24 protein-coding genes are annotated in these 24,814 nt (G+C 65.6%); 9 read left to right on the forward strand and 15 right to left on the reverse strand.

Annotated features, from left to right (window positions below; translation table 11 throughout):
• Positions 1-58: 58 nt before the first annotated feature.
• The gene (locus QGV55_RS18930) at positions 59-823 is read left to right on the forward strand and encodes an SDR family NAD(P)-dependent oxidoreductase (RefSeq protein WP_281019079.1); all 765 of its coding nucleotides are present in this window, start codon (positions 59-61) and stop codon (positions 821-823) included.
• 44 nt (positions 824-867) lie between these two features.
• Here the strand turns inward: QGV55_RS18930 and QGV55_RS18935 are convergent, their stop codons facing one another.
• Positions 868-1,713: an SDR family NAD(P)-dependent oxidoreductase gene (locus tag QGV55_RS18935; RefSeq protein WP_281019078.1), complete on the reverse strand. Its 846-nt coding sequence runs from the start codon at positions 1,711-1,713 to the stop codon at positions 868-870.
• 106 nt (positions 1,714-1,819) lie between these two features.
• Complete coding sequence (locus tag QGV55_RS18940) at positions 1,820-2,932, reverse strand: hypothetical protein (RefSeq protein WP_281019077.1); 1,113 nt, start codon at positions 2,930-2,932, stop codon at positions 1,820-1,822.
• 164 nt (positions 2,933-3,096) lie between these two features.
• On the opposite strand from QGV55_RS18940, the gene QGV55_RS18945 reads away from it, so the two are divergent.
• Both QGV55_RS18945 and QGV55_RS18950 read left to right on the forward strand, forming a co-directional pair.
• Complete coding sequence (locus QGV55_RS18945; protein WP_281019076.1) at positions 3,097-4,647, forward strand: malonyl-CoA synthase; 1,551 nt, start codon at positions 3,097-3,099, stop codon at positions 4,645-4,647.
• The gene (locus QGV55_RS18950; protein WP_281019075.1) at positions 4,644-6,113 is read left to right on the forward strand and encodes an amidase; all 1,470 of its coding nucleotides are present in this window, start codon (positions 4,644-4,646) and stop codon (positions 6,111-6,113) included. Before QGV55_RS18945 ends, QGV55_RS18950 begins: the two co-directional genes overlap by 4 nt.
• Positions 6,114-6,151: 38 nt before the next feature.
• Here the strand turns inward: QGV55_RS18950 and QGV55_RS18955 are convergent, their stop codons facing one another.
• Positions 6,152-6,616: a helix-turn-helix domain-containing protein gene (locus QGV55_RS18955; RefSeq protein WP_281019074.1), complete on the reverse strand. Its 465-nt coding sequence runs from the start codon at positions 6,614-6,616 to the stop codon at positions 6,152-6,154.
• 152 nt (positions 6,617-6,768) lie between these two features.
• Here QGV55_RS18955 and QGV55_RS18960 point away from each other — a divergent pair, with 152 nt between their 5' ends.
• Positions 6,769-8,220: an MATE family efflux transporter gene (locus QGV55_RS18960; RefSeq protein WP_281019073.1), complete on the forward strand. Its 1,452-nt coding sequence runs from the start codon at positions 6,769-6,771 to the stop codon at positions 8,218-8,220.
• A 93-nt stretch (positions 8,221-8,313) separates the two neighbouring features.
• On the opposite strand, the gene QGV55_RS18965 is transcribed toward QGV55_RS18960, so the two are convergent.
• The 5 genes from QGV55_RS18965 to lspA form a co-directional block, all read right to left on the reverse strand.
• Positions 8,314-8,745 (reverse strand): CarD family transcriptional regulator, encoded by a 432-nt coding sequence (locus QGV55_RS18965; protein ID WP_348637670.1) that lies wholly within the window; start codon positions 8,743-8,745, stop codon positions 8,314-8,316.
• Between the two features lie 512 nt (positions 8,746-9,257).
• Complete coding sequence (gene fdxA, locus QGV55_RS18970) at positions 9,258-9,596, reverse strand: ferredoxin FdxA (protein WP_281019071.1); 339 nt, start codon at positions 9,594-9,596, stop codon at positions 9,258-9,260.
• 67 nt (positions 9,597-9,663) lie between these two features.
• Complete coding sequence (locus QGV55_RS18975) at positions 9,664-10,143, reverse strand: TerB family tellurite resistance protein (RefSeq protein ID WP_281019070.1); 480 nt, start codon at positions 10,141-10,143, stop codon at positions 9,664-9,666.
• A 61-nt stretch (positions 10,144-10,204) separates the two neighbouring features.
• Entirely contained in the window at positions 10,205-10,714 is a 510-nt protein-coding gene (locus tag QGV55_RS18980; RefSeq protein WP_281019069.1) for a DUF3035 domain-containing protein, read from the reverse strand.
• Positions 10,698-11,258 (reverse strand): signal peptidase II, encoded by a 561-nt coding sequence (gene lspA, locus QGV55_RS18985; protein WP_281019068.1) that lies wholly within the window; start codon positions 11,256-11,258, stop codon positions 10,698-10,700. Before lspA ends, QGV55_RS18980 begins: the two co-directional genes overlap by 17 nt.
• Positions 11,259-11,329: 71 nt before the next feature.
• Here lspA and QGV55_RS18990 point away from each other — a divergent pair, with 71 nt between their 5' ends.
• A complete protein-coding gene (locus QGV55_RS18990; RefSeq protein WP_281019067.1) occupies positions 11,330-12,559 on the forward strand; it encodes a CoA transferase in 1,230 nt (409 codons plus the stop codon).
• A 44-nt stretch (positions 12,560-12,603) separates the two neighbouring features.
• Here the strand turns inward: QGV55_RS18990 and QGV55_RS18995 are convergent, their stop codons facing one another.
• Positions 12,604-13,584, reverse strand: a complete 981-nt coding sequence (locus tag QGV55_RS18995) for an NADPH:quinone oxidoreductase family protein (protein ID WP_281019066.1) — start codon at positions 13,582-13,584, stop codon at positions 12,604-12,606.
• Between the two features lie 209 nt (positions 13,585-13,793).
• On the opposite strand from QGV55_RS18995, the gene QGV55_RS19000 reads away from it, so the two are divergent.
• The 3 genes from QGV55_RS19000 (at position 13,794) to QGV55_RS19010 (ending at position 16,252) form a co-directional block, all read left to right on the forward strand.
• Positions 13,794-14,576, forward strand: a complete 783-nt coding sequence (locus tag QGV55_RS19000) for an ABC transporter substrate-binding protein (protein WP_281019065.1) — start codon at positions 13,794-13,796, stop codon at positions 14,574-14,576.
• Between the two features lie 126 nt (positions 14,577-14,702).
• On the forward strand, positions 14,703-15,416 hold the full coding sequence (locus QGV55_RS19005) for an ABC transporter permease (RefSeq protein ID WP_281019064.1): 714 nt from the start codon (positions 14,703-14,705) through the stop codon (positions 15,414-15,416).
• Positions 15,413-16,252, forward strand: a complete 840-nt coding sequence (locus QGV55_RS19010; protein WP_281019063.1) for an ABC transporter permease — start codon at positions 15,413-15,415, stop codon at positions 16,250-16,252. The genes QGV55_RS19005 and QGV55_RS19010 overlap by 4 nt, the downstream gene beginning before the upstream one ends.
• A gap of 27 nt (positions 16,253-16,279) precedes the next feature.
• On the opposite strand, the gene QGV55_RS19015 is transcribed toward QGV55_RS19010, so the two are convergent.
• Both QGV55_RS19015 and QGV55_RS19020 read right to left on the reverse strand, forming a co-directional pair.
• Complete coding sequence (locus QGV55_RS19015; protein ID WP_281023692.1) at positions 16,280-17,518, reverse strand: acyl-CoA dehydrogenase family protein; 1,239 nt, start codon at positions 17,516-17,518, stop codon at positions 16,280-16,282.
• A 33-nt stretch (positions 17,519-17,551) separates the two neighbouring features.
• Positions 17,552-18,541, reverse strand: a complete 990-nt coding sequence (locus QGV55_RS19020; RefSeq protein WP_281019061.1) for an NADPH:quinone oxidoreductase family protein — start codon at positions 18,539-18,541, stop codon at positions 17,552-17,554.
• 201 nt (positions 18,542-18,742) lie between these two features.
• Between QGV55_RS19020 and QGV55_RS19025 the strand changes: the two genes are divergently transcribed.
• A complete protein-coding gene (locus tag QGV55_RS19025; RefSeq protein WP_281019060.1) occupies positions 18,743-19,378 on the forward strand; it encodes a VOC family protein in 636 nt (211 codons plus the stop codon).
• A gap of 17 nt (positions 19,379-19,395) precedes the next feature.
• Here the strand turns inward: QGV55_RS19025 and QGV55_RS19030 are convergent, their stop codons facing one another.
• Genes QGV55_RS19030 through argH form a run of 4 tightly spaced genes read right to left on the reverse strand, consistent with a single transcriptional unit; the run spans position 19,396 to position 24,782 of the window.
• Positions 19,396-21,948 carry a TIGR02302 family protein gene (locus QGV55_RS19030; RefSeq protein ID WP_281019059.1) on the reverse strand — a complete coding sequence of 851 codons (2,553 nt, stop codon included), beginning with the start codon at positions 21,946-21,948 and terminating at the stop codon, positions 19,396-19,398.
• A gap of 16 nt (positions 21,949-21,964) precedes the next feature.
• On the reverse strand, positions 21,965-23,248 hold the full coding sequence (gene lysA, locus QGV55_RS19035) for a diaminopimelate decarboxylase (RefSeq protein ID WP_281019058.1): 1,284 nt from the start codon (positions 23,246-23,248) through the stop codon (positions 21,965-21,967).
• Entirely contained in the window at positions 23,245-23,391 is a 147-nt protein-coding gene (locus QGV55_RS19040; protein ID WP_281019057.1) for a hypothetical protein, read from the reverse strand. Before QGV55_RS19040 ends, lysA begins: the two co-directional genes overlap by 4 nt.
• Entirely contained in the window at positions 23,388-24,782 is a 1,395-nt protein-coding gene (gene argH / locus QGV55_RS19045) for an argininosuccinate lyase (RefSeq protein ID WP_281019056.1), read from the reverse strand. The genes QGV55_RS19040 and argH overlap by 4 nt, the downstream gene beginning before the upstream one ends.
• Positions 24,783-24,814 lie beyond the last annotated feature (32 nt).

Raw genomic sequence — 24,814 nt, forward strand, 5'->3', positions numbered from 1 at the left:
CGGTAATTTCGAAGAGGCGCGGCAACGATGTCCGCGACACATCCATCGGAGTGAAATCATGAATCTCGAAAACACCTCCGCGCTCGTCACCGGCGGCGCGTCGGGTCTGGGGCTTGCCTGTGCCAGGGCACTGGTCGCGAAGGGCGCATCGGTCGTCATCGTCGATCTGCCTACGTCGGCCGGGGCCGATGTCGCGGCGGAACTGGGCGACAGGGCCTCCTTCGTCGCCGCCGATGTCACCAGTGGCGAGGAAATGGAGGCCGCCGTGGCCGCGGCGGAGGCCAATGGCCCGCTGCGTGCCGTCCTGCATTGTGCCGGACACGGTGGCGCGGTGCGGCTGGTCAATCGCGACGGCACGCCGGGATCGCTGGAAGCCTATACCCGGGTGATCAACACCAACCTGATCGGTTCGTTCAACGTGCTGCGGCTGGCTGCTGCCAGCATGGCGAAGAACGATCCGCTGGACGGTGACCGGGGGGCCTGCGTGATGACGGCATCCGTTGCCGCCTTCGAGGGGCAGATCGGGCAGATTCCCTATGCCGCGTCAAAGGCCGGTGTGGTCGGCATGACCATTGTTGCCGCCCGCGACCTGGCGTCGAAGCTGATCCGCGTGAACACCATCGCGCCGGGCATCTTCGACACGCCGCTGCTGGGCCGCCTGCCGGAGGAGATCCGCCAGAACCTGGGCGCCAGCGTGCCACATCCGGCGCGCCTGGGTCGTCCCGACGAGTTCGCCGCCATGGCCATCCACATGCTGGAGAACCAGATCCTGAATGGCGAGACGATCCGCCTGGACGGTGGCATCCGCATGCCGCCGCGCTGAGCGGGTCATCGGCTTGATCGAGGAGTCGTGGCGGAGAGCCGCTCTCAGGAGCAGGCTTTCCGCGCGACCTCCGCGAAATCCGGGTGCCAGCGGGACAGGGGTGGCCGGTTCTCCGTGATGTCCTGCGCGGCCCAGAGGATGCGCCTTGCATCCATCTCCGCCGTGACCTCGTCGTCAGGGCAGATGATGTAGAACTGCGCGCCCGCCACACCATCCAGCAGCATGTCGACCACACGGTCGGGCAGCCATGCGCCGGGCTTGTGCTCGGCCTTGCCGGTGGTGGTCCATCCGGGCACCAGCAGGTGCGCGCTCAGCCGCGCCGCACCCTGGTTGTCGGGCCTGTTGCGCAGGTCATGCTCCAGCGCCTCCGTATAGGTCTTCAGCGCCGATTTGGTCATGTTGTAGATCGGATGACCGGGCGGATTGGTGATCCCCTGCTTGGAGCCGGTGTTGACGATGGCTGTCGGCGCAGGGTTCGCCAGCAGGTCGGGCAGGAAGGCCTGTACCGCCGTGACAGGTCCCCAGAGGTTGACCTCCATCGCCTGCCGCCAGCTTTCCGGATCGGCATCGAAGCCCCGTCCGGTGCGGGTCACCGCATTGTTGACCAGCAGGTCCACCTGACCGAAGGCCGCCAGCGTCGCCTTCTTCAGGCTTTCGATCTGATCCGGCTTCGATACGTCCGTGGCATGGCCCAGCACCGTCTCCGGCCCCGCCGTTGCCGCTGCCCGTACCTCCGCCAAGGCTGCATCCAGGTCAGGTCCCGGCAGATCGGCCATCACGACGGACATGCCCTTTCCCGCCAGCCGCAGGGCCAGTGCCTTGCCGATCCCGAGTGCTGCGCCGGTGACCACGGCCACCTTGCCGGGTTCGAAGATGCTGCCGCGATCCATGCTGTTCCCCTGTTCCTCGGGTTGCGGGCAGGACCCCCCGACGGGGACTGCCGTTCCCCGACAGCATCCCATCTTTACCGGCGGCGACGCCAGCCTGTCGGGATGGCTATTCGAACGTCTCCGGCTTGAAGAAGACGGCGGCGGTGCATTCCGGGTCAGGCATGTCCCGGCAGGCGCGCGCGCCCGGCACGTCGAACGGGGTGTAGATGGAGACGGTTGGCGGGCCATTGCCGCTCTCCGGCAGCCAGACATGCAGGTCCCAGATTCGCGGATGCCACATCAGCACGTTGTTCGGGGTCGGTGCCTCGATGGCGGGGTCCGGCGACAGGCTGTCGACCACGGTCTCGCCCCTGACGGACTCGGTCGGGGGCCGCAGCGCCATGACGCCGCTGTTCAGGTGATAGCCCGCCTCATGCAGGAACCATTCGCTTGACGGGATACAGCCCATGGTCGGACGACGTTTGGCGCTGTCCATCACCTTGCCCCAGGCACCGCCGATCACGCGATAGGGGGTGGTGTCGCCATTGGGGTCGGCGACCAGCGCCTGATAGGCACTGTCACTCTCGTCCGCCCGCTGCGCGCGGGGGGCAACGAACAGCAGGCCGGGTGGCCCGATCTGCACATCGCCGTTGGAGAAGATGCTGCTCGCCCCGGCGAAGGTGATGCCGATCTGCGCCAGGCTGGCGTTGCCGTGGGGTACGGCGAAGAAACCGGCTCCGGCCATGCCCAACCCGTTCTCGATGTCGTCGAACGCGCGCAGGAACACGCCGAGGGTGGTGATGGAGGCTTCGACGTTCGCGTCGCTGCACCCGATGACGAAATCCTTCCTTCCGCTCCGGACCGTGGCGATCTCGCTGCCGCCCGGCAGGCGGTAATCGATGAACCATTCGTAGAACAGGTGATCGGCCCGGAGCGCCGCCTGGGCCAGCGGCGGGGTCGCGCGCCAGGTCGTGCCGCCGGCGACCGGCTGGGCCACGACCTCATGCGCCGCCGCCGCGCCGGGCCAGTGGTGGCGGGTGTAGCGCGCATAGACTGCCACGGTCTGGTAACCCGCAGGCACATCGACCTCGGCTGTCAGGACGCGGGGGTCTCCGGTGAACCACTGGTCTGAAGTATCGCTGATGGTTGGCGACTCGAAGTTCTTCAGGGCCTCGCAGCCGCCGAGAAGCAGCAGCATTGCCCCGGCTATCAGTCCCCGGTACATCATTCCTCGGCGCATACTGGCCTCCTGATCCATGTCGGTAGAATGATACCCGAATCTTTCCCGTCGGGCGAGACTGCGGACGCTCCATGGTACGGTGTCTGATGGAGAAGCGGGACCGGTGCATGTGCCGTACAGGGGAAAATGAGGCGCTGGCGCGTCGGCCGGGGGGACAGGGAACCATGACGATACATACCATTCACGATGCCTTCTGCCAGCGTGTGGAGGCCGCGCCGGACAAGACGCTGGCGGAGCGCCCGGGACAGGCCGACATGAGCTTCGCGGAGGGGATGGCCGGGGTCGGCAGCCTGGCGGCGGCGCTGGTGGCCCGAGGGGTGGTCAAGGGCGACAGGGTGGCGGTGCAGGTCGACAAGAGTGTCGAGGCGCTGTTGCTCTGCCTGGCCTGCCAGCGGATCGGGGCGGTCTTTCTGCCGCTCAATACCGGGTATACGGCCAGCGAGATCGACTATTTCGTCGGGGATGCGGAACCGCGCCTGTTCGTCTGTCGTCCGAAGGATCTGGCGAAGCTGCGCGCCGACATGCCGGGGACGGTGGCCGTCGAGAGCATGGGGGCACTGGCGGACGGCACCCTGATGGATCTGGCGGCGACCCTGCCGCCGGTGACCCGGACAACGGCGGTGAGCCATGATGACCTTGCGGCAATCCTGTACACCTCCGGCACGACGGGGCGGCCCAAGGGGGCGATGCTGTCCCACGGCAATCTGGCCACCAACTGCGACGCGCTGCTGTCGGCCTGGCGTTTCACCGATCAGGACCGGCTGATCCATGCCCTGCCGATCTTCCATACCCATGGCCTCTTCGTCGCGGCGAACATGTGCCTGACCGCGGGCGCGACCATGATCTTCCTGGACAGGTTCGACGCCGACACGGTGCTTGATCTGATGCCGGATGCGACCGTGCTGATGGGCGTGCCGACGTTCTACAGCCGTCTTGTGCAGTCGGATCGGCTGACGGCGGACAGGGTGTCGAACATGCGCCTGTTCGTCTCCGGCTCGGCACCATTGCTTGCCGACGTTCACCTGGCCTTCCGGGCGGCGACGGGTCACGCCATCCTGGAACGCTACGGCATGACGGAAACCTGCATGATCACGTCCAACCCCTATGACGGCGACCGCCGGGCAGGGACAGTCGGCTTTCCCCTGCAGGACGTGGACGTGCGGATCGCGGATCGGGAGGACGGGACAGTCCTGGCACGGGGCGAGACCGGTGCCATCCAGGTGAAGGGGCCGAATGTCTTCGGCGGTTACTGGCGCCTGCCGGAGAAGACCGCGTCCGAATTCACCGACGATGGTTTCTTCATCACCGGCGATCTCGGGCGCTTCGATGCAGAGGGCTATCTGCACATCGTCGGGCGCGACAAGGATCTGGTGATCTCCGGTGGCTACAACGTCTATCCCAAGGAGATCGAGCAACTGATCGACGAGGTGCCGGGCGTGGTCGAATCGGCGGTCGTCGGCCTGCCGCATCCGGATTTCGGGGAGGCGGTGACGGCTGTCGTCGTTGCTGAAGCAGGGGCAACGCTGGATGAGGCCGCCGTCATTGCGGCGATCTCCGACGGACTGGCGCGCTACAAGCAGCCGAAACGTGTGCTGTTCACCGACGCCTTGCCCCGAAATGTCATGGGCAAGGTGCAGAAGAACGTACTACGCGATACCCACGCCGGGCTCTACAAGAGCGACGGGGCCGCGACGGAAGGGGATCGGAAGCAATGAGCGGAATCAGTGGTGGCAGTGCGCAGGCGGCCGCGGACGACATGATCTTCACCGATGCGACCGCATTGTCCCGGGCCATTGCGGCACGCCAGATCTCCTGCGTCGAGGTCATGCGGACCTATCTGGACCGCATCCGGCGTTTCAACCCGGTCCACAATGCCATCATTTCCATGCGGGACGAGGATGTGCTGCTGGCCGAAGCCGCGGATGCGGATGCCGACCTGGCCGCGGGCCGTCATCGCGGATGGATGCATGGCTTTCCGCTGGCGGTGAAGGATCTGGCCGCCACTGCCGGGATTCCGACCACCTTCGGCTCCCCGCTGTTCGCCGACAATGTACCGGACCAGGATTGTCTGATGGTATCGCGCATGCGCGCCGCCGGGGCCATCATCATCGGCAAGACCAACACGCCGGAATTCGGGCTCGGTTCCCATACCTACAATCCATTGCACGGAATCACCCGCAATGCCTGGAATCCGGCCCTGTCGGCGGGCGGGTCCAGCGGCGGCACCGCCGTTTCCCTCGCGCTCGGCATGCAGCCGGTCGCCGACGGCAGTGACATGATGGGCTCGCTGCGCAACCCCGGTGCCTTCAACAATGTGCTGGGTCTGCGCCCGTCCTTCGGTCGGGTGCCGAACGCGCCGAAGCCGGAATCCTTCGTGCATCAGCTGTCCACCGACGGTCCCATGGCCACCAGCGTGCGTGACCTGGCGCACCTGCTGGATATCCAGTCGGGCTACGATCCGTCCGCGCCGCTCAGCCTGGCGGACCCGGAGGCCCCCTTTGCCGCGGGACTTGAGGGTGATGTCACCGGTCTGCGAATCGGCTGGATCGGCGACTGGAACGGCTACTACACCTGCGAGGCAGGCATCCTCGACCTCTGCACTGCGGCAGTGGAGCAGTTCGCAGCACTGGGGGCCGTGGTCGAGCCGCTGGTCCCGGACTTTGCTCCGGAACAGCTCTGGCAGGCCTGGATTGTGCTGCGCAACTGGGCGGTCACCGGCACCTATGCCCCCTATCACGCTGATCCCGCGACCCGTGATCTGCTGAAGCCGGAGCTCGTCTGGGAGATCGAGCAGGGACTGAAGCTGTCGGCGCAGGACGTGCACCGGGCCAGTGTGCTGCGCAGTGACTGGTACCGCTGCATCGATGACCTGTTCAGCCGCTATGACGCCATCGCCATGCCCACCGCGCAGGTATTCCCGTTCGATGCCGAGATTTCCTGGCCCGACCGGATCGGGGCGCGGGCCATGGACACCTACCACCGCTGGATGGAAGTCGTCATTGCCGGAACCCTGAGCGGCTGCCCGGCGATCAATCTGCCCGCCGGGTTCGACGCCACCGGTCGCCCCACGGGCTTCCAGCTCATCGGCCGCCCGCGCGGTGAGCAGCAGCTGCTGCGGATGGCCGCGCGCTACGAGGAAGCGACCGACTGGCTGTCGATGCGTCCGCAAGGGGCGGTCTAGGGCGAGAGGCGTCCGCTTCGCGACGGCCCGGACGGGCCTCAGGCTCCGGTGTCGTCCGCCGGTGCCTGCATCCGTGCGCCGACGGAGCGGTGGGTGATCTCCCGGCCCGTATTGGTGTCCAGCAGCTTCGGCGACACAGGCACGCCCGTCTCCCGGTCCACAAGCGTGACTGCGGTACCGGTCGGGGCCGGAACGTGTGTGTTGGCCCAGTCGATCAGCGTGGCGAGCACCGGATAGAGCGCCGTGCCAGTCTCCGTCAGCCGGTACTCGTGGCGGGGCGGGCGCTGCTGATAGGGCACCCGACGCAGTACACCCGCGCTTTCCAGCTTCTTCAGCCGGTCCGACAGGACATGGCGGGTGATGCCCAGACGTTCCTGCATCTGTTCGAAGCGCCGGATGCCCTGGAAGCAGTCGCGCAGGATCAGCATGGTCCAGCGGTCCCCCACGACCGAGAGGCCCCGCGCGACAGGGCAGGCTTCTTCTCTCAGGTCATTCCAGCGCATGGGTCACTCGCTTTCCGCCAGGGTGCAGTTGGATGAATAGCACAGATTGACAGGTTCCAAAAGGGAACGCAGTATATGCATTCCAAAAAGGAACTGACTGGATCCGTGCCCCACGACCTGCGACGCGCGGCCCCTGACCCTAGGATCTGCGTATGACGACCGAAACCAGTACCATCGCCGCCACACCGGCACCGTCGGCATCGGCACCGTCGGCATCGGCACCGTCGGCATCGGCACCGTCGGCATCGGCAATGGCCCGCACGGCGCGGACGCAGATGCTGCTGACCGCCCCGATCGGTCGCACCCTGCTGCGGCTCGCGGCACCGAATGTGGTCGCCATGTTCGTCATGGCGGCGGTCAGCATCGCGGAGGGGTTCTTTGCCGGAGTGCTGGGAATCACCGCGCTGGCCGGACTGGCGCTGGTCTTCCCATTGGTCATGCTGACCCAGATGCTCTCCGCCGGGGCCATGGGCGGGGCCATCTCGGGGGCCATCGCGCGGGCACTGGGGAACAACGACCCGGAACGGGCGGGCAGCCTGACCTGGGCTGCCTGGAGCATTGCCGTGTCGATTGCCGTCCTCTCGGCGGTCCTGATGGGCCTGTTCGGCCGGGATGTCTTCGAGCTGCTGGGGGGAGGCCCCGAAACGGTCGACGCGGCGCTGGCCTATGCCGGTGTCTTCTTCCCCGGCTGCATCACCATCTGGCTGTGCCATTCCTCCCTCAGCGTCATTCGCGGGTCCGGCAACATGGGCATCCCGTCGATGGTGCTCTTCCTGACTTCCCTCGGCTCCATCCCCATCGCCGGGACACTGGCGCTCGGCTGGGGACCGTTCCCGGCGCTGGGGATGCAGGGTCTGGCGGCCGGGCATGTGCTGGCCTATGGCATCGGTGCGATAGTCGCGCTCACCTTCGTCGGCTCCGGACGGGTCGGATTCCTGATCAAGGGGCGGCTGCAGGGCCTGCGCCGGGACCTGTACCGCGACATTCTCAGCGTCGGCCTGATTGCCTCCCTCAGCACCATCCAGACCGTGCTCACGACCGTGCTGATGGTCGGCCTGGCCGGTCTGCACGGGCAGGCGGCGCTGGCCGGATACGGTCTGGGCGCGCGCCTCGAGTTCCTGATGATCCCGGTTGTCTTCGGGATCGGCGCGGCCATGACGGCCATGGTCGGGGCCAATATCGGGGCAGGCAACAGGCCCCGTGCCCTGCGGGTGGCCTGGACCGGTTCCTTCGCGGCGGCAGTGATCGTCGGCAGCATCGGCGCGGTGCTCTCGCTCCAGCCCGATCTCTGGCTGCGCATCTTCCTGGATGCATCGGACACGGCGGCGCTGGAGGCGGGGCGCAGCTATTTCCGGACCGTCGCGCCGTTCTACTTCTTCTACGCCCTGGGCCTGGCGCTGTTCTTCGCCAGCCAGGGGGCAAGCCGCATGGTCTGGCCCATGATCGCCAGCATCTTCCGCATCGTCACCGCGCTCGGTACGGCCCTGTTCCTGACCCGGTCAATGGGGATGGGCGTGGCGGGCGTGTTCAGCGGTGTCGCGGCCGGCATGCTGGTCTACGGCATCCTCACCGCCCTGTCGGTACGCCTGACCCGCTGGCGTTGAGGTCGGTATCGGCGCTCGCATTGATCCGCGCAAAGAAAAGGCCGGGGCATATCTGCCCCGGCCCTGTCCGTCACATCGCTGTCAGCCTGAGCGTCAGGTGGCGAGGAAGCGGTTCAGTTTCTCTTCGGCGTTCTCGTGGGCGATCTTTTCCACGGCGGCCAGTTCCCGCGTCAGCCGTTCCTTGGCGGCCTCGTAGATCTGGCGCTCCGAATAGGACTGGTCCGGCTGGTCCTCGTTGCGGTGCAGGTCGCGCACGACCTCCGCGATGGAGACCGGATCGCCCGAGTTGATCTTCGCCTCGTATTCCTGCGCGCGGCGCGACCACATGGTGCGCTTGACGCGCGCGCGTCCCTTCAGCGTATCCATCGCCTGCTTCATCAGCTTGGTGGAGGCGAGGGCGCGCATGCCGGTGGCCGTCGCCTTGGTCACGGGAACACGCAGGGTCATCTTCTCGTGCGGGAAATCGATGACAAAGAGCTGCAGCTTGAAACCGGAAATTTCCTGATCCTCGACAGCCGTGATCATGCCGACGCCGTGGGAGGGATAGACAACATAGTCATTGGCCTGAAATTCCAGCTTCGCCTTCTTCTTGCGCGGCGCAGCCTTGGCCCGGACCTCGGTAGAACTTGCTTCAGTCATATCAGTCCTTCTCTTTCTGCCGCTTCGGACACCCTGACGGTTCGAAGCGGTTCCTGTTCCGGTATCCCGAAACGGCAAGACCCTGCCTGAACCCCCGGAAATGGCGGTTCCTTCGAGACAAGCGGAACATGCAAGGCCAGGTCTTCCGCCGGGCGCGCGGTCCAAAACTGGTGCCGACACGAAAAAACGGGCCGCCATCAGCCGCCCGCCGGGTATCAGGTCACACAGATGCGCGCCCGCAGCTCCCTGACCGAGAAGTTATATAACACAAAAATGACAGATCTCACAGTGCGGACTCGCATTCAGTGAACACAAATCCGCATGACCGGCCATGCGCGTTCACATGGCCGGGAGATCGTGTCCGCCCCCGCGTCGGCAGGGGACGTTCGTAGCAGGTGTCAGTCGCCGGCGCCGGGGTTGGCGCTGAAATGCTTCTCGAACTTGTCCGGCGTCTCGCGCCAGTCGTCCGCATCAGCAGGGCTTTCGCCCTTGCGGGTGATGTTCGGCCACTTCTCCGAATATTCCCGGTTCAGTTCCAGCCACTTGTCGGCTTCCGGATCGGTATCGGGCAGGATGGCCTCGATCGGGCACTCGGGCTCGCAGACGCCGCAATCGATGCATTCGTCGGGGTGGATCACCAGCATGTTCTCGCCCTCGTAGAAGCAATCCACCGGACAGACTTCCACACAATCCTGGAACTTGCACTTGATGCAGTTCTCCGCGACGACATAAGGCATCTGCCTTCACTCCCCTTGGTTTTCCCCTGATGCACCGGTGACCCTTTCACCGGCTCTCAGGTATCACTCAATCCGAACCGCCCTGAAGCCGTCCGGCGACGCGCTGCCGCGCCTCACCATTTTCCCTGTCGGAAACATAGATGAGGCCTCCGATGCGGCGCAACAGGTTGGCTTCATAGGCGTGCAATTCGCCGTCCGCAAGCACGACCTCCCAAAGCATCTCGATCACCTCCACGCGGCGTTCGGATGGATAGCCTTCCTTGATGGCGCGGGTGAAGGTGCTGATCTCGACGGCATTCTGCTGGCGCTTCTCGGCCACTTCGATCAGCGACGTGGTTTCGTCGGCCGTCAGCTTGAATTTCTCCGCCAGCACGCGGCGCACCGTCCTTTGCTCCTGCGCATCGAACTCACCGTCCAGGTGCGCGGCCTCGATCAGCAGGATCGCCGCCGCAAGCTGCAGGTCGTCGGGCGCGGTGCTGGCCGCATCGGCATCGCTTCCTCCACGCAGGCTTTCGAGCCATCGTGTCACGCGGTTCGTTGAGGCCATTCGGAAATGTTCCTGAGTCCTGTGTTCAGCCAGTCATGTGCACGGACGACATATTGCCTGTTCAGAAAAGGCCAAGCGTGTCGATCTTCGAGAGTTCGCGCGGGTCGAGCGGGCGCTGGTCCGCGTCGCGCTTGTTGAACAGCACCAGATCGGTCAGCAGGGTGTTGACCTTCGCCAGGCTCTGCTCCTGCGCGGCGGCGAGATCGCGGATGCCCTCCGGCGGGGACATGGCCCCGGCAGACCGCAGCAGCGCCAGTTCGCCGCTGGTCGCGCCTTCCGGCCCGGTCCCTGTGACCGATGTGACGATGCGGCCATCCTGCCCGATGGCGACGGACGTGACGCGCTTGCCCGTGCGCGGCGCGGCGGTCTGCTGCACCCCGCCAGGTCCCGGCGGGCGCAGGTTGAAGTCAGGCGGCACAACAAGGGGGGAGAACACGGTCACCCGGCTTTCGTCCGGTGACGACTTGCTCAGACCCAGCGTGTCCTTCACCGTGTCACAGCCGCCGACAACCAGCACCAGGGCCAGCACGGGCAGCAAACGGGTCAGGCGATTCTCAAGACTGCTTTTCATGGCTGCCGTTTCTAGCGCCAAGACGGCGTCCGAACAAGGAATCCAGCAGCAGGATAGTCACTCCGCACGAAATTGCGATATCCGCCACGTTGAAAGCGGGCCAGTGCCAGCCCGCGACATGAAAGTCGAAGAAGTCCGCGACCTGTCCGTAATTGACCCGATCGATGGCATTTCCGATGGCCCCGCCGATCACGGCTGCGAGCGCCAGGCGCTGCCAGGGTCCTTCTGCCCGGCGCATCCAGAAGAACAGGAAGACGGAAACCACCACGTTCACACCTGCGAGGATCCAGCGTGTTTCCGTCGGGTCGCCCCCGAACAGGCCGAAGCTGACCCCCGGGTTCCAGACCATCACCAGATTGAAGAACGGGGTCAGGGTCAGCGTGGCAAAGTTCCGTGCGGCCATGACGTCGATCAGCCACGCCTTCGTGGCCTGATCGAGAACGATCAGAATGGCCGAGAATACCAGCGCGCGAGCGATCATTGCGGATCCAGAAGACAGGGCAAGCTGCTGCTGACAGTTGGCCCCGGCAAGGCGTCCGGTCAAGCCCCTTCTCCTTCGTGGCGGCAGAGTCCATCATGCGGTCTGTGATTGAACGACCCTGGGGAGGATCGGACTTGGCTCACGCCCATGTGCTGGACGGCATTCGCGTACTCGATTTCACACAGTTCATTGCCGGCCCGGCCTGCACCCGCCTGATGGCGGAGATGGGCGCGGACGTGGTCAAGCTGGAGCATGCGCCGGGGGGCGATCTCTGCCGCGTGCTGCCGGTGATCAAGAACGGCCGGTCGGGCTACTTCGTGCAGCACAACCAGGGCAAGCGTTCGGTCTGCCTCGACATGCGTTCGGCCGAGGGCAAGGCGATCATCCGCGACCTGATCGCCTGGGCAGACGTGGTGGTGGAGAATTTCTCGCCCGGCGTGATCGACCGGATGGGATTCGGCTGGGCGCAGGTTCACGCCATCAATCCCTCCGCCATCATGTGCTCGATCTCCGCCTTCGGGCAAAGCGGGCCGCTGCATCAGCTGGTCGGCTTCGACTATATCGCCCAGGCCTATGCCGGTGTGACCTCCATGATCGGGGACCCGGACGGGCCGCCGCCGATCGTCGGGCTGGCCATCGGGGACATGGGCACGGCGATCACCTCGCTGGCGGCCATCAACGGGGCGCTGTTCCATCGGGAACGGTCACGGGGTGACGGGCCGGGCAAGGGCCAGCATCTCGATATTTCCCTGCTGGATTTCTACTTCCACTGCCACGAGATCAATGTGGAGGTACATTCCCTGAGCGGTGGCGAGGTCCAGCCGCACCGCACCGGCAGCCATCACGCGATGGTGGCTCCCATCGGCATCTTCCGGGCAAGGACAGGCTATCTGGTGGTGGTGGCGCTGGGGGACCAGTGGGGCCGGGTGTGCAGGGCCATGGGACGCGAGGACCTGATCGAGGACCCGCGATTCGTCGATGGACCGGCGCGAATGGCGAATCAGGCTGAACTGATCGCCGTGATCGAGGGGTGGCTGGGCAGCCTGGAATCCGATGAGGCCGGAATCGAGGCGCTGCAGGCGCAGAGAGTGCCCTGCGCCCCGGTCCTGAGCGTCGCCGACGCCATGCGCCTCCCGCACCTGATCGAGCGCGGCACGGTACGCCAGATCGACGACAGGGGCGTCGGGCCGATGGCCATCACCGGCAATCCGCTGCGCTATTCGGACTTCCCCGAACCCCTTGACCTGACGGCGCCCTTTCTGGGCGAGCACAATGCTGCGGTCCTGGAGGGTGACCTGGGCATGTCGGCGGCAGATGTCGCGCGGCTACAGACCAGCGGGGTGCTGCACGCCGAACGGCGGTAGCGGGTACGCTTCCCCGGGTTGGGGGGAAGCATACCCGTTCCGGTTCAGCGGACGTTGACGATCACCTTGCCGGTGGCCTTGCGGGCGGCGAGGGCCTTCATGGCGTCCGGTGCCTGCTCCAGCGGGAAGGTCATGGAGACATGCGGGCGCAGCTTGCCCTCCGCGCACCAGTCCAGCAGCGTGCCGAACTGGCTGCGGCATTCCTCTGGATTCCGCTCCGTCCAGGCACCCCAGAACACGCCGACGATCTGGCACTGCTTCAGCAGCACCAGGTTCGCCTTCGCCTCCGGAATGCGTCCTGATGCGAACCCGATCACCAGCAGACGGCCGCCCCAGTTGATGCAGCGCAGTGATTCGTCGAAGGCGTCACCGCCGACCGGATCGTAGATCACGTCCGCGCCCTGGCCGCCGGTCAGTTCCTTGACCTTGTCGCGGATCGAATGTTCGGAATAGTTGAAGACGTGATCGGCGCCATATTCCTTCACGATGTCCATCTTCGCGTCCGAACCGACCGTGCCGATCACCGTCGCGCCCATGCGCTTGCCCAGTTCCACGGCGTTCAGACCGACACCGCCGGAGGCACCATGGACCAGCAGCACCTCGCCCGGCTTCAGTTCGCCCCGGTCCTTCAGCGCGTGATAGGTCGTGCCATAGGTGACCGGGAAACCGGCCGCCTGTTCGAAGGTCACGCCATCGGGCAGCAGGAATGTCTTCGCTGCTGTCGCGATCGCCTGCTCGGCATAGCCGCCGCCCATGCTGGTCATCGCCATCACCCGGTCGCCGGGCTTGAAACCGCTCACGCCCTCACCGACAGCCGAGATGACGCCGCCGACTTCCATGCCGGGGGAAAAGGGGAACGCCGGCTTGAACTGGTACTTGCCGGCAATCATCAGCAGGTCGGGGAAGTTCACCCCGGCGCAATGCACATCAATCCGGACCTCCCCGGCACCCGGCTCCGGCGAAGCCACATCCTCCAGCTTCAGATCATCGGGTCCGCACCATTCGTGACACAGCATCGCCTTCATCGCGTCTTCTCCCCTTGCGTTTGCATCTGCTGCCCGATGACGTAGCCCGCACGTCCGGTCACGGCAAGGTGGTGGGCAGGTTCCCCTGCGTAAAATCCCGTTGTTTCACCGAAAATCCCCTGATTCGGGCGATTCCGGTTGAACACCCGGCCAATTCGCTTTGGGATGCAGGGCGAAGCAGAACCCGAGATAACAGGGAGATCCAGAGAATGCGGTTCCTGAAACATCTGACCCTCACCGCTGCGGCGCTGGCCACGGCTGCAGCCCTTTCCTCCGCCCAGGCCGACGGCATGAAGCTGAAGATCGGCACGGAGGGCGCATATCCTCCGTTCAACAATCTGACCGCGGACGGAAAGCTGGAGGGCTTCGACATCGATATTGCCAAGGCGCTCTGTGCCGAGATGAAGGCCGAATGCACCTTCGTCACCCAGGACTGGGACGGCATCATCCCGGCCCTGCAGGCGGGCAAGTACGACGCGATCATCGCCTCCATGTCGATCACGGACGAGCGCAAGAAGAAGGTCGATTTCACCGAGAAGTACTACAACACGCCCCCGGCCATCGCGGTGCCGAAGGATTCGGCGCTGAAGGGCACCAGCCCCGCCGATCTGGCCGATGCCGCCATCGGGGTGCAGGGTTCCACCACCCATTCCAACTTCGCCGAGGCGAAATACACCGACAGCACGATCCGCGGCTATCCGACGGCTGACGAGTACAAGCTGGACATCGACAGCGGTCGCCTGGACGCGGTGATGGATGATGTCACCGTGCTGCAGGAATGGCTCGACAGTGCGGATGGTGCCTGCTGCAAGCTGCTGGGCACGATCACGCCGGACCCGACCATCCATGGTGAGGGTGCCGGTATCGCCATCCGCAAGGGCGAGACCGAACTGGCGCAGAAGTTCAATGCCGCGATCAAGGCGATCCGCGCCAATGGTGTCTACAAGTCGATCAACGACAAGTACTTCACGTTCGACGCCTACGGAGGCTGAACGGACCGGATGTGCCTGATGGCGGGCACAGCATGATGCAGGCCACCGCGCCTGTGACCAGCCTCGCCCCACGCCTGACCGGGCGTCGGGTGAGGCCTGGTCCGTCTGCCGTGCGGCGGTGCCAGCATGGATGAGATACTCGCCCTGCTGAGCCTCAGCGATACCGGCTGGGGCGACGAGATCGCCTCCGGTGTGGGCGTCACCATCTCGCTGGCGCTGGCCACCCTGCCGCTGGGCCTGCTGATCGGTTTCTTCGTGGCGCTGGCCAAGCAGTCGGAGGAACCGACGCTGCGGCTGGCGGGCAATATCTACACGACTGTCTTTCGCGGACTGCCGGAACTGCTGACCCTGTTCCTGGTCTATTTCGGCGCCCAGATCGGCATCCGCCAGCTGCTGCTGGCGATGGGCAGCGAGACGACGATAGAGATCAACAGCTTCCTCGCCGGCATGGTGGCGCTGGGGCTGGTCTTTTCCTCCTTCTCCAGCGAGGTCTTCCTGTCCGCCTTCCGCGCCATCCCGCGCGGACAGTACGAGGGCGGTCATGCCATCGGCCTGTCGCGGTTCCAGACCATGCGCCTGATCATCCTGCCGCAGCTGATCCGCATCGCGCTGCCCGGACTGAGCAACCTCTGGATGATCCTGCTGAAGGATACGGCGCTGGTCAGCGTCATCGGCCTGTCCGACATCATCCGCCAGACCGGCATCGCCGCACGGGTGACCAAGGAAGCCTTCCTGTTCTTCGGTGTCGCCTGTCTGCTCTATCTGGCGCTGGCGATCCTCTCGTCCATCGCCATTGGCGCGATCAATCACTGGGCCGCCAGGGGGGATGCCCCCCGATGACAGCCATCGTCAACGAACATATCCAGCCCGCCCTGCCACCACCGCCCGTGCGACGGCGCTGGAGCGGCACCCGCACCACCGGCTGGATCGCGCTGGCGGCAATGATCGGCCTGCTGGGGGGCCTGAGCCTCTATCTGATCCTGGCCTGGGACAGCGAACTGGTCGCGAAATATGCGCCGAAGTACTGGAAGGGCCTGCAGATCACGCTGGGGCTGGTGGCCACGTCGCTGGTCTTCGGTGCGGCCATGTCACTGCCCGTCGCCGTCGGGCGCCTGTCGCCGAACCGGGCTGTCGGCGCGCTGGCCTATGGCTACGTCTACCTGTTTCGCGGTACGCCACTGCTGGCGCAGGTGTTCCTGGTCTATTACGGCGCCGGCGAGTTCCGGCCAGAACTGCAGTCTGTGGGACTCTGGGCATTCTTCCGCGATCCCTGGAACTGCGCCGTCTTCGCCTTTGCCCTGAACACGGCGGCCTATCAGGCGGAGATCCTGCGCGGCGCGATCCAGTCGGTCGCGAAGGGCCAATGGGAGGCGGCGGAGGCGCTGGGCCTCACCCGCCTGCAGGCGTTCCGCAAGATCATCCTGCCGCAGGCCCTGATCGTGGCGCTGCGCCCCTATGGCAACGAGATCATCCTGATGCTGAAGGGATCGGCCATTGTCGCCATCATCACCGTGCTGGACCTGATGGGGGAGACGCGGCGCGCCTATTCCCGCAGCTTCGATTTCCAGACCTACCTCTGGGCAGCCGTCGTCTACCTACTGATGGTGGAGACCATCCGCAACATCTGGGAACGGCTGGAGAAACGCCTCACCCGCCACCTGCGCCGCGACGGGTGAGACTGTCTGACGTAAGCGGCCCGGTGATCAGTCCCTGAACTTCTTGAACAGGTCGTGGGCGACCTTGCGGATCTGGATCTCCTCGGTGCCTTCGGTGATGCGATAGCGGCGGTGGTGGCGATAGATGTGCTCGAAGGGCTTGTAGCGGGTGTAGCCCATGCCGCCGTGCACCTGCATGGCCCGGTCCGCCGCCTCGCAGACGAAGCGGTTGGCGCGGTAGTTGGCCATGGCGACCCAGTGCGTCACCTCCATGTGGTGCGCCTGGTCCAGGTGCCAGGCGCTCTTGTAGACCAGGTTGCGCAGCATCTCGGCCTCGGTATTCAGCTCGGCCAGCGGCCACTGGATGGCCTGGTTGGTGCTGAGCGGCTTGCCCCAGGTGACGCGCTTGTTGGCCCATTTCACGGCCTCGTCGACGCAGTACTGTCCGGCCCCGAGGCTGGATGCCGCCTGCCGGATGCGGTTCTCGTGGAAGAACGCCTGGGCACATTCCAGACCGCGGCCTTCCTCGTGCAGGATGGCGCTGTCGGGTACCCAGACATCGCGGAAATGCACCTCCGCATGGTCGGAGGGCATGTTGAAGGTCCAGTGCATGTAGGCAATGTCGACCCCCGGTGTCTCCACCGGAACGATGAAGGCGGTGATGCCTTTCGGGCGGCCCACGTCGCCGGAGGTGCGGGCGAAGACCACGTCGTGGGACGCGTTGGACATGCCCGAGTTCCAGCGCTTGGTGCCATTGATCAGCCAGCCGCCATCCTTCTGCACCGCCGTCGTTTCCATGTAGGTGGCGTCGGAGCCATGATTGGGTTCCGTGACGCCGAAGGCGACACGCTTGCGACCCGTGATCATGTCCTCGATGAATTCCTTCTTCTGCTCCGGGCTGGCGACGGCGTGGAAGATCATGACCACGGGAAAGTTGCCGACGATGGAGCTTTCGTTCTGCAGGTCGTTGTGCAGTCCCAGGCCCCGGTGGGCCAGATGTTCGCGGATGATCGCCATGCCCAGGTTGGAGCCGGCCGAGCCGCCGATATCCGTGGGCAGGGCCCAGCGCAGATGACCGGCCTTGTCGGCGCGGCGCTTCATCTCCGCCAGCAGTTCCTCCCACTCCTCCTTCGGGCGGCCGCCATTGTCCCAGTCGGTGCGTTCATATTCGCGCCGATGGTCGAAGAACCTGATGTTCTCCTCCTCCAGCGGCTTGATCTCCGTCTCGATGAAGGCATCGAGCACGCCGATGTAGTCGCTGATCTCGCGCGGGATCGTGAAGTCCATGGTCACCCTCCCCAGGGTTCTGTTTCGTTTGCGTCAGACTGTCTGGTCCAGCCTCACCACCAGCTTGCCCACTGCCTTGCGGTCGCGCATGGCGCGGAAGGCGTCGATGCCATTGTCCAGGCTGTAGGTGCCGCCGATGTGCGGGCGCAGCTTGCCATCCGACCAGAGTTCCATCATGGCCGCGATGTTGGCCCGGCAGCGGTCGGGGAACCGGCGGGCGAAGCCCTGGTAGGCAACGCCGATCAGTTCGATCTGCTTGATCAGGATGTGATTGGCGGGCAGCTGCGCGATGTCACCGGCGGCGAAGCCGATGACCAGCATCCGGCCGCCCCAGTTGATCGACCGTATCGCCTGATGGCTGTAGTCGCCGCCGACGGAATCGAAGATCACGTCCGCACCGCGACCATCGGTCAGCGCCTTGATCTGGTGGCGCAGTTCGTCGCCCTCCGCATAGTTCACCAGATCATCGGCACCGCGTGCCCGGCAGGCGGCGAGCTTCTCGTCCGAGCTGGCGGCGGCAATGACCCGCGCGCCCCATGCCTTGCCGGCCTCGACAGCGGCCAGACCGGTGCCACCCGATGCGCCCAGCACCAGCAGGGTTTCCCCGGCCTGCAGGCGACCGCGATCCTTCAGCGCATGATGAATGGTGCCATAGGTCAGGCAGAAGGCTGCGGCAGTGTCGAAGTCCATGGCGTCAGGCAGCGGAAAGACCCAGTCCGTCGGGCAGACGACGAACTCGGCCAGGCAACCGATCCAGGGATGCACGGCAACCCGCTGACCAATCTCCAGCCCGGTGACTCCCTCACCAAGCGCGTCGATGGTGCCAGCGGCTTCCATCCCCGGCGCAAACGGCGGTTGCCCACTGTACTGGTACTTGCCCTGCGGCATCAGCAGGTCGGGAAAGTTCAGAGACACCGCGTGCACCCGCACCCGAATCTCTCCCGCACCCGGTTCCGGCGTCGGCAATTCGCCGACCTTCAGATCCTCGATGGATCCGATCTTCTCGCAGATGATCGCCCGCACCCTGTCCTCCCCTGAACCCCGTGCCGTCGCCTGCAGCAACTATAGAAGCTTCCCGATGGAAACGCAGCGTTTCCCTTGCACGACCTTGCGGCAGGGCAGGGATGCGCTCATCTCGGGTATAGACTTTGGTGTCGTGCGATGCCCTGCAACGGCCTGCAGGACAGGCGACACCGAACGAAATGACAAGCCGGGAGAAACGACATGGCCCTCGACCGCATTGACCATCTGGCCTTCATCACGCCGGATCTGACCGGTACCATCCGCTTCTACCGTGACCTGCTGGGCATGGACCTGTCGCTGGGTATCGGTCACGACGGTTTCCGCCACTACTTCTTCAGCGCGGGCGCCAATTACATCGCCTTCTTCGCCTATGACGGCGCGTCGGCCATGACGAAGAAATTCCACGGCAACCGCACATCCGACCCGATCGGTTTCGATCATGTGGCCTTCACCGTGGAAACGCGGGAGGAGTTCTTCGAGTGGAAGGACCGGCTGGAGGCGGCGGGAATCGAGGTCACCGGACCGATCGACCATGGTGTCTTCTGGTCTCTGTACTTCTTCGACAACAACAATATCCCGCTGGAGATCGCGTGGAACCTGATGGAAGTCGCGGAAGCGCCTGCCGTGGTCGACGACGACATCCCGGCCATCGTGCATGAAGGATCGCGCCCGCAACCGGGCCACTGGCCGGCGGTCACGCAGCGGACCGCGCCGGAGGACATGAAGCCCGCGAAGACGGGGAACGCCTATGCCCTGCGCAAGGAACTGCTGGCCAGCGGGCGCGGCAGGCTGACAGCGGCTGGCCGGGTTGCGCTCGAACAGATTGGCGAGGACTGAAGTCGCCCGCTCGCGGTTCAGAACTGGCGCAGCAGCCGCATGATGTAGTCGAGTTCGTCCGCCGAACGGCTGCGCTGGCCTGAGCGGCGGCGGAGTTCGTCGAGGATTTCGCGGGAGCGCTGGAGCGCGCTCTGCGCGGGCACCATGTCGCCGGTGCCTTCGCCCCAGCTGTCGGTGGGGGAGCGGCCCAGCGGGTCCGTCGGTTCGCCGTTGCGCCCGTCCTGCCCCGGGGCGTCCTGGTTCTGTGCCTGGCCCTGGCCCTGATCAGCCAGATCCTGCAACACTGATTCAGCGCCACGCCGCAGCCGGTCCAGTGCCTGGGCCTGTTCATCCATCGCCTGGTCGGATTGCCCCGCACCCAGCGATGACTGGGCGGAACGCATGGCCTGTTCGGCCTCTCCCAGTTCCCCCGGTATGCTGCCCATGCTCTCGCCCAGTTGCTGCATCAGTTCGCCCAGACGGCGTCGCAACTGGCCCTGCGCGTCGGCAAGATCCTGCTCGCTCTGCTGGGACGGCGTGCCGCCGCGCGCACCCTTGTTCTGATCGAATGTCTGCGAGCGGCCGAAGCGGCTGCGGCCCGGGGAGTTGAAGGGATTGGTCTGGGACGGCAGCTTCGAATCCGGTTCGGCCTGCTGCTGACGCCGCTCGAAGGTGCGGTCCATGAGCTGCTGCTGCTGTTCCATCATCTGCCCGAGCTGGTCCGCCAGCCGTTCCGCCTGCTGCTCCGACTGCGCCCGTCCGCCCTGGTTCCCCATCTGCAGGTTCTCCAGCATGTTCTGCAGTTGGGACAGCATCTGGCGCGCCTGGTCCCGCGCGCCGGAGCGCGAAAGCTCCCGCGCCTTGTCCAGCATGTCGGCCAGGCTCTGACGCTCGACACTCTCCGCGCCGTCCATCTCCGGCAGATCCTCGCCCGCCTCCATGCGGCGCTGGGCGTCCTGCTGCATGGCGCGCAGATATTCGTCCATGGCTTCCTGCAGTTCGTCCATCAGGGCCTGGATCTCGGCCTCAGAGGCGCCATTGGCCAGGGCCTCCGACAGCCGTTCCTGAATGTCGCGCAGACGGGACTGGGCAACGGAAATGTTCCCGTCCTCGATCCTCAGCGCGGTCTGCCAGAGCATCTGCTGGCTGGCGGCGATGGTCTCCGCATCACCGCTTGCCGCGAGGTCGGAGGCCAGCATGCTCAGGCCGATATGCACCGCGAAATCGCTGTGATAGCGCTTCGGGTTGATCATCAGGGCATGCAGCGCGCGAACCACCCATTCCCGCTGCCCCGCCGCATCGTCGAACAGCCGCTGCCGCAGTTCGATGGCGGCGCGGGCGGCGGGCTGCCTGAAGGTGCGTGCCGGCAGGTCGAAGGTCAGTGGTTCGGAGCGACCGATCTGATCCGCATCGTCCCGCGCCTCCATGACAAGAACCACCTGCCTGCCGGCCCAGGGATGGTCGGCCAGATCGCGGAACACGGTATCGATGGCCTCCATCGGCCGGCGGCTCGACAGCGGCAGGTCCAGAATGATCTCGCCGTCATGCCCGTCGCGCGTGATCCGGACGGCAACACCGGCAACGCCATAGTCATCGGTGGCGCGGTAGGCAAGCCGCAGCGCGCCGCGCAGGGTGCCCTTTGGCGGCTCCGTCAGTTCGATAGTCGGCTGGTGGTCGGGAATGATGCTGATCGGCCAACCGGCGATCTCGCGCTCTCCGTCGCGGATGCTCAGCCGGTCACCTGCCGTGATCAGCCGTTCGATCTGCAGATCCTTCTCGCCCACGCGCTCGAAGGCCTCAAGCGTGTCTGCCACGGCCAGAGCCGGTTCGGCCGCGCCATGATAGCGGGCCAGAAAGCGGCTGCCGGTCGGCACCGCGAGGGGCGCCGCCGCGCCGGCATCATCCTGCGACGGGGTCAACGCACTGATGAAGACCGGCGGCATGCCGGTATGGGCGGGCGGCGTCACCCAGGCCTCCAGCACCGTGTCGTCGGCCAGGGCGTCGGTTGCCGTGCCAGTGTCCAGCGCGGCGACCAGCCGCTCCCCCGAGCGACCACCTGCGGCGGCCAGGCTGAGGCAGAAGATCATCAGCACCAGCAGGCGCAGGGCCATGGGATCGCGCGCGGGCATCCGGGTGTCGGCGACAGGCAGGCGCAATGCCCCGATACGTGCCGCCATCTGGCGCCGGTGCGCCTGCCAGAGCGACAGGGCGGCGGAATCGTCACGGCCAACGGCGATCTGGTCCTGCACGCTGGTGAGGGGCCTGTGGGCGCCACCGGAACGCTCCAGCCGCTGCACCACTTCCTCTGCGGAGGGGGCCTGCCAGGCAAGCAGGCCGCGCAGCAGCAGGAAAAGGCAACCGAGGACGCCAGCCGCCAGACCCACCAGATGCAGCACGGGTGGGAGCAACTGCCAGATGCCGAGCAGTGTGACGGAAACCAGCAGCAGCACCGCGGCGAAGCCTGGCCAGAGCAGGGGAACCAGACGTTCCCAGCCCAGGATCAGACGCGTCGCCCACAGTTTCCGCCCCAGCGCCGCGCGCTGCTGCGGGTCAAGAATGCTGTCCAGCGTCTCGTCGCGTTCGTCTGCCATCAGGCTCCCTGAATACTCAACCGTCCTGTTCGAGCCACGAGGGTATGGCGTCGAGACCCAGAAGATCATCGAAGGTCTGGCGTGCCCGGACAACCGCGAAACGGTCGCCGTCCACCAGAACCTCGGGCACCAGCAGGCGGGTATTGTACGTTGACGCCATCACCGCACCATAGGCACCGGCACCCATGAAGCACAGCGTATCACCGGCTGCGACGGAAGGCATGTCACAATCCCTTGCGAAGGTGTCGGTGCTCTCGCAGATCGGGCCGACGAGGTCGGCGCGGATCATCCGGCCCTGCGGCTCACGCTCCGTGCGGACCTCGTGCACCGCATCGTACATGGCCGGGCGCACCAGATCGTTCATCGCCGAATCGAGGATGACGAAGGTCCGGCCATCACCGTCCTTCACGTAGATCACCCGTGACAGCAGCGCCCCGGCATTGCCGACGATCATGCGACCCGGTTCGAAGATCAGCGTCGCGCCGAGATGGCCGACCGTGCGGCTGACGATATCGGCATAGGCATCGGGGGAGGGCGGGACGGCGTCGGGGCTGTAGGGAATGCCCAGTCCGCCACCCAGGTCGATGGTATTGATCCCGTGCCCGTCATCGCGCAGCGCCGCGACCAGGTCCGCGGCCCTGGCGAAGGCCTTCTCGAAGGGGCTGAGGTCGGTCAGCTGTGATCCGATATGCAGATCGACACCGATGACGCGGATGCCCGGCAGCTTCGCGGCGCGGGCATAGACGTCGCGCGCCCGGCCGATCGGGATGCCGAACTTGTTCTCCGCCTTGCCGGTGGAGATCTTGGCATGGGTCAGCGCATCCACGTCCGGATTGACGCGGATGGTGATGGCGGCGGTCAGCCCCAGACCGGCGGCGGTCTCCGACAGGGCTTCCAGTTCCGGCTCCGATTCGACATTGAACTGGCGGATACCGGCCTGCAGCGCGAAGGTCATCTCCATCCGGGTCTTGCCGACACCGGAGAAGACGATCTTCTCCGGCGGTACCCCGGCGGCGAGGCCACGGCGCAGCTCCCCCTCCGACACCACATCGACACCGGCACCCATGCGGGCCAGCGTGCGGATGATGGCCAGGTTGCTGTTGGCCTTCACCGAATAGCAGATCAGGCTCTCCACCGCAGGACAGGCACTGGCCAGCGCCATGGCGAAGACGCGGTACTGGCGGCGCAGCATGGCGGAGGAATAGACATAGACCGGGGTACCCACCCGGTCCGCGATTTCGGCAATGGCCACATCCTCGACATGCAGATGGCCATCGCGGTACTGGAACTGGTCGGTCATTCGGCGTTCTTTCGCTGCTGCTTCTTCTCCTGCTCGGCCTGCTGCCGGGCACTTTCGGACGGGGTCAGGGGCTCGCCCTTCTTGCCGCAGGCGCTGACTCCGACGGCCAGCACCAGCAGCACCAGGATCAGCGGCCGCATCATGCCAGCTTCTCCCGCCAGCGGCGGATCTGTGCCCGCACCTGATCCGGTGCGGTGCCGCCATAGGACTTGCGTGCATGCACGGCGCTTTCCGCGTCCAGCACCCTGTAGACCGCATCGGTGATCTTCGGTTCGATCTGCTGCAGCACCTCCAGCGGCAGATCGGCCAGATCACAGCCGCGATCCTCGGCTGCCTTCACTGCGGCACCCGTGGCGTGATGTGCCTCCCGGAACGGCATGTCGAGGGCCTGCACCAGCCAGTCGGCGAAATCGGTCGCGGTGGCGAAGCCGGAGGTGGCGGCGCTGCGCAGGGCGTCGCGGTTCGGCACCATGTCGGCAATCATCCCCGCCATGGCGGTGACGCAGAGTTCAATGGTGTCGGCGGCGTCGAACAGGGCTTCCTTGTCTTCCTGCATGTCCTTGCCATAGGCCATGGGCAGGCCCTTCATGACCATGGTCAGTGCCACATAGGCCCCGCTGACCCGCCCGATCTTGCCCTTGATCAGCTCCGCCGCGTCCGGATTGCGCTTCTGCGGCATGATCGAGGAGCCGGTGGAGAAGGCATCCGACAGGGTGACGAAGCGGAACTGCGCCGAGGACCAGATCACCAGTTCCTCCGCCAGTCGCGAAAGATGCATCGCGGCGACATTGGCGGTGTGCAGGAAATCGAGGCAGAAATCACGGTCCGACACCGCGTCCAGGCTGTTGGCGGTGGGGCGGTCGAAGCCGAGCGCCGCCGTGGTCGCATCCCGGTCGATGGGAAACGAGGTGCCGGCCAGCGCCGCCGACCCCAGCGGCGATTCATTCAGCCGCCGCCGCGTCTCCGCCAGCCGGTCCCGGTCGCGCCCGAACATCTCGACATAGGCCATCATGTGGTGGCCGAAGGTCACCGGCTGCGCCACCTGCATGTGGGTGAAGCCGGGCATCACCGCCTCCGCATGGGCATCGGCCTGGTCGAGCAGGGCCGTGATCAGGTCGCGGAACGCCAGGTCGAGGCGGTCGATGGTGTCGCGCACCCACAGGCGGAAGTCCGTTGCCACCTGGTCGTTGCGGCTGCGCCCCGTGTGCAGGCGGCCCGCCGTGGGGCCGATCAGTTCCCGCAGCCGGTTCTCCACATTCATGTGGATGTCTTCCAGCGCGGCCGAGAATTCGAACCTGCCCTCATCGATCTCACGCAGAATTGCGTCCAGACCGTCATTGATTGCGGCAACGTCATCCCTTGTCAGGATACCCTGTGCGGCCAACATGTCGGCATGCGCCTTCGATCCCCGGATGTCCTGGGCATGGAAGCGCTGGTCGAAATCGATGGAGGCGTTGATCTTCTCCATCACCTTCGCGGGGCCGCCGGCGAAACGGCCGCCCCACATCTCATTGCTGGTGGGTTTGTCTGACATGAAATCTCTGTGGCCTGGAATGTTGCACCGGA

It is taken from the genome of Minwuia sp. IMCC3009 (genome assembly GCF_029909415.1).
Classification (GTDB): Bacteria; Pseudomonadota; Alphaproteobacteria; order Minwuiales; family Minwuiaceae; genus Minwuia.

What these genes read in the sequence shown, in the direction of transcription:
- QGV55_RS18930 (WP_281019079.1), top strand. Translation starts at nt 59, where the DNA reads ATGAATCTCGAAAACACCTCCGCGCTCGTCACCGGCGGCGCGTCGGGT.
- QGV55_RS18935 (WP_281019078.1), bottom strand. Translation starts at nt 1,713, where the DNA reads ATGGATCGCGGCAGCATCTTCGAACCCGGCAAGGTGGCCGTGGTCACC.
- QGV55_RS18940 (WP_281019077.1), bottom strand. Translation starts at nt 2,932, where the DNA reads ATGCGCCGAGGAATGATGTACCGGGGACTGATAGCCGGGGCAATGCTG.
- QGV55_RS18945 (WP_281019076.1), top strand. Translation starts at nt 3,097, where the DNA reads ATGACGATACATACCATTCACGATGCCTTCTGCCAGCGTGTGGAGGCC.
- QGV55_RS18950 (WP_281019075.1), top strand. Translation starts at nt 4,644, where the DNA reads ATGAGCGGAATCAGTGGTGGCAGTGCGCAGGCGGCCGCGGACGACATG.
- QGV55_RS18955 (WP_281019074.1), bottom strand. Translation starts at nt 6,616, where the DNA reads ATGCGCTGGAATGACCTGAGAGAAGAAGCCTGCCCTGTCGCGCGGGGC.
- QGV55_RS18960 (WP_281019073.1), top strand. Translation starts at nt 6,769, where the DNA reads ATGACGACCGAAACCAGTACCATCGCCGCCACACCGGCACCGTCGGCA.
- QGV55_RS18965 (WP_348637670.1), bottom strand. Translation starts at nt 8,745, where the DNA reads ATGATCACGGCTGTCGAGGATCAGGAAATTTCCGGTTTCAAGCTGCAG.
- fdxA (WP_281019071.1), bottom strand. Translation starts at nt 9,596, where the DNA reads ATGCCTTATGTCGTCGCGGAGAACTGCATCAAGTGCAAGTTCCAGGAT.
- QGV55_RS18975 (WP_281019070.1), bottom strand. Translation starts at nt 10,143, where the DNA reads ATGGCCTCAACGAACCGCGTGACACGATGGCTCGAAAGCCTGCGTGGA.
- QGV55_RS18980 (WP_281019069.1), bottom strand. Translation starts at nt 10,714, where the DNA reads ATGAAAAGCAGTCTTGAGAATCGCCTGACCCGTTTGCTGCCCGTGCTG.
- QGV55_RS18995 (WP_281019066.1), bottom strand. Translation starts at nt 13,584, where the DNA reads ATGAAGGCGATGCTGTGTCACGAATGGTGCGGACCCGATGATCTGAAG.
- QGV55_RS19000 (WP_281019065.1), top strand. Translation starts at nt 13,794, where the DNA reads ATGCGGTTCCTGAAACATCTGACCCTCACCGCTGCGGCGCTGGCCACG.
- QGV55_RS19005 (WP_281019064.1), top strand. Translation starts at nt 14,703, where the DNA reads ATGGATGAGATACTCGCCCTGCTGAGCCTCAGCGATACCGGCTGGGGC.
- QGV55_RS19010 (WP_281019063.1), top strand. Translation starts at nt 15,413, where the DNA reads ATGACAGCCATCGTCAACGAACATATCCAGCCCGCCCTGCCACCACCG.
- QGV55_RS19015 (WP_281023692.1), bottom strand. Translation starts at nt 17,518, where the DNA reads ATGGACTTCACGATCCCGCGCGAGATCAGCGACTACATCGGCGTGCTC.
- QGV55_RS19025 (WP_281019060.1), top strand. Translation starts at nt 18,743, where the DNA reads ATGGCCCTCGACCGCATTGACCATCTGGCCTTCATCACGCCGGATCTG.
- QGV55_RS19030 (WP_281019059.1), bottom strand. Translation starts at nt 21,948, where the DNA reads ATGGCAGACGAACGCGACGAGACGCTGGACAGCATTCTTGACCCGCAG.
- lysA (WP_281019058.1), bottom strand. Translation starts at nt 23,248, where the DNA reads ATGACCGACCAGTTCCAGTACCGCGATGGCCATCTGCATGTCGAGGAT.
- QGV55_RS19040 (WP_281019057.1), bottom strand. Translation starts at nt 23,391, where the DNA reads ATGATGCGGCCGCTGATCCTGGTGCTGCTGGTGCTGGCCGTCGGAGTC.
- argH (WP_281019056.1), bottom strand. Translation starts at nt 24,782, where the DNA reads ATGTCAGACAAACCCACCAGCAATGAGATGTGGGGCGGCCGTTTCGCC.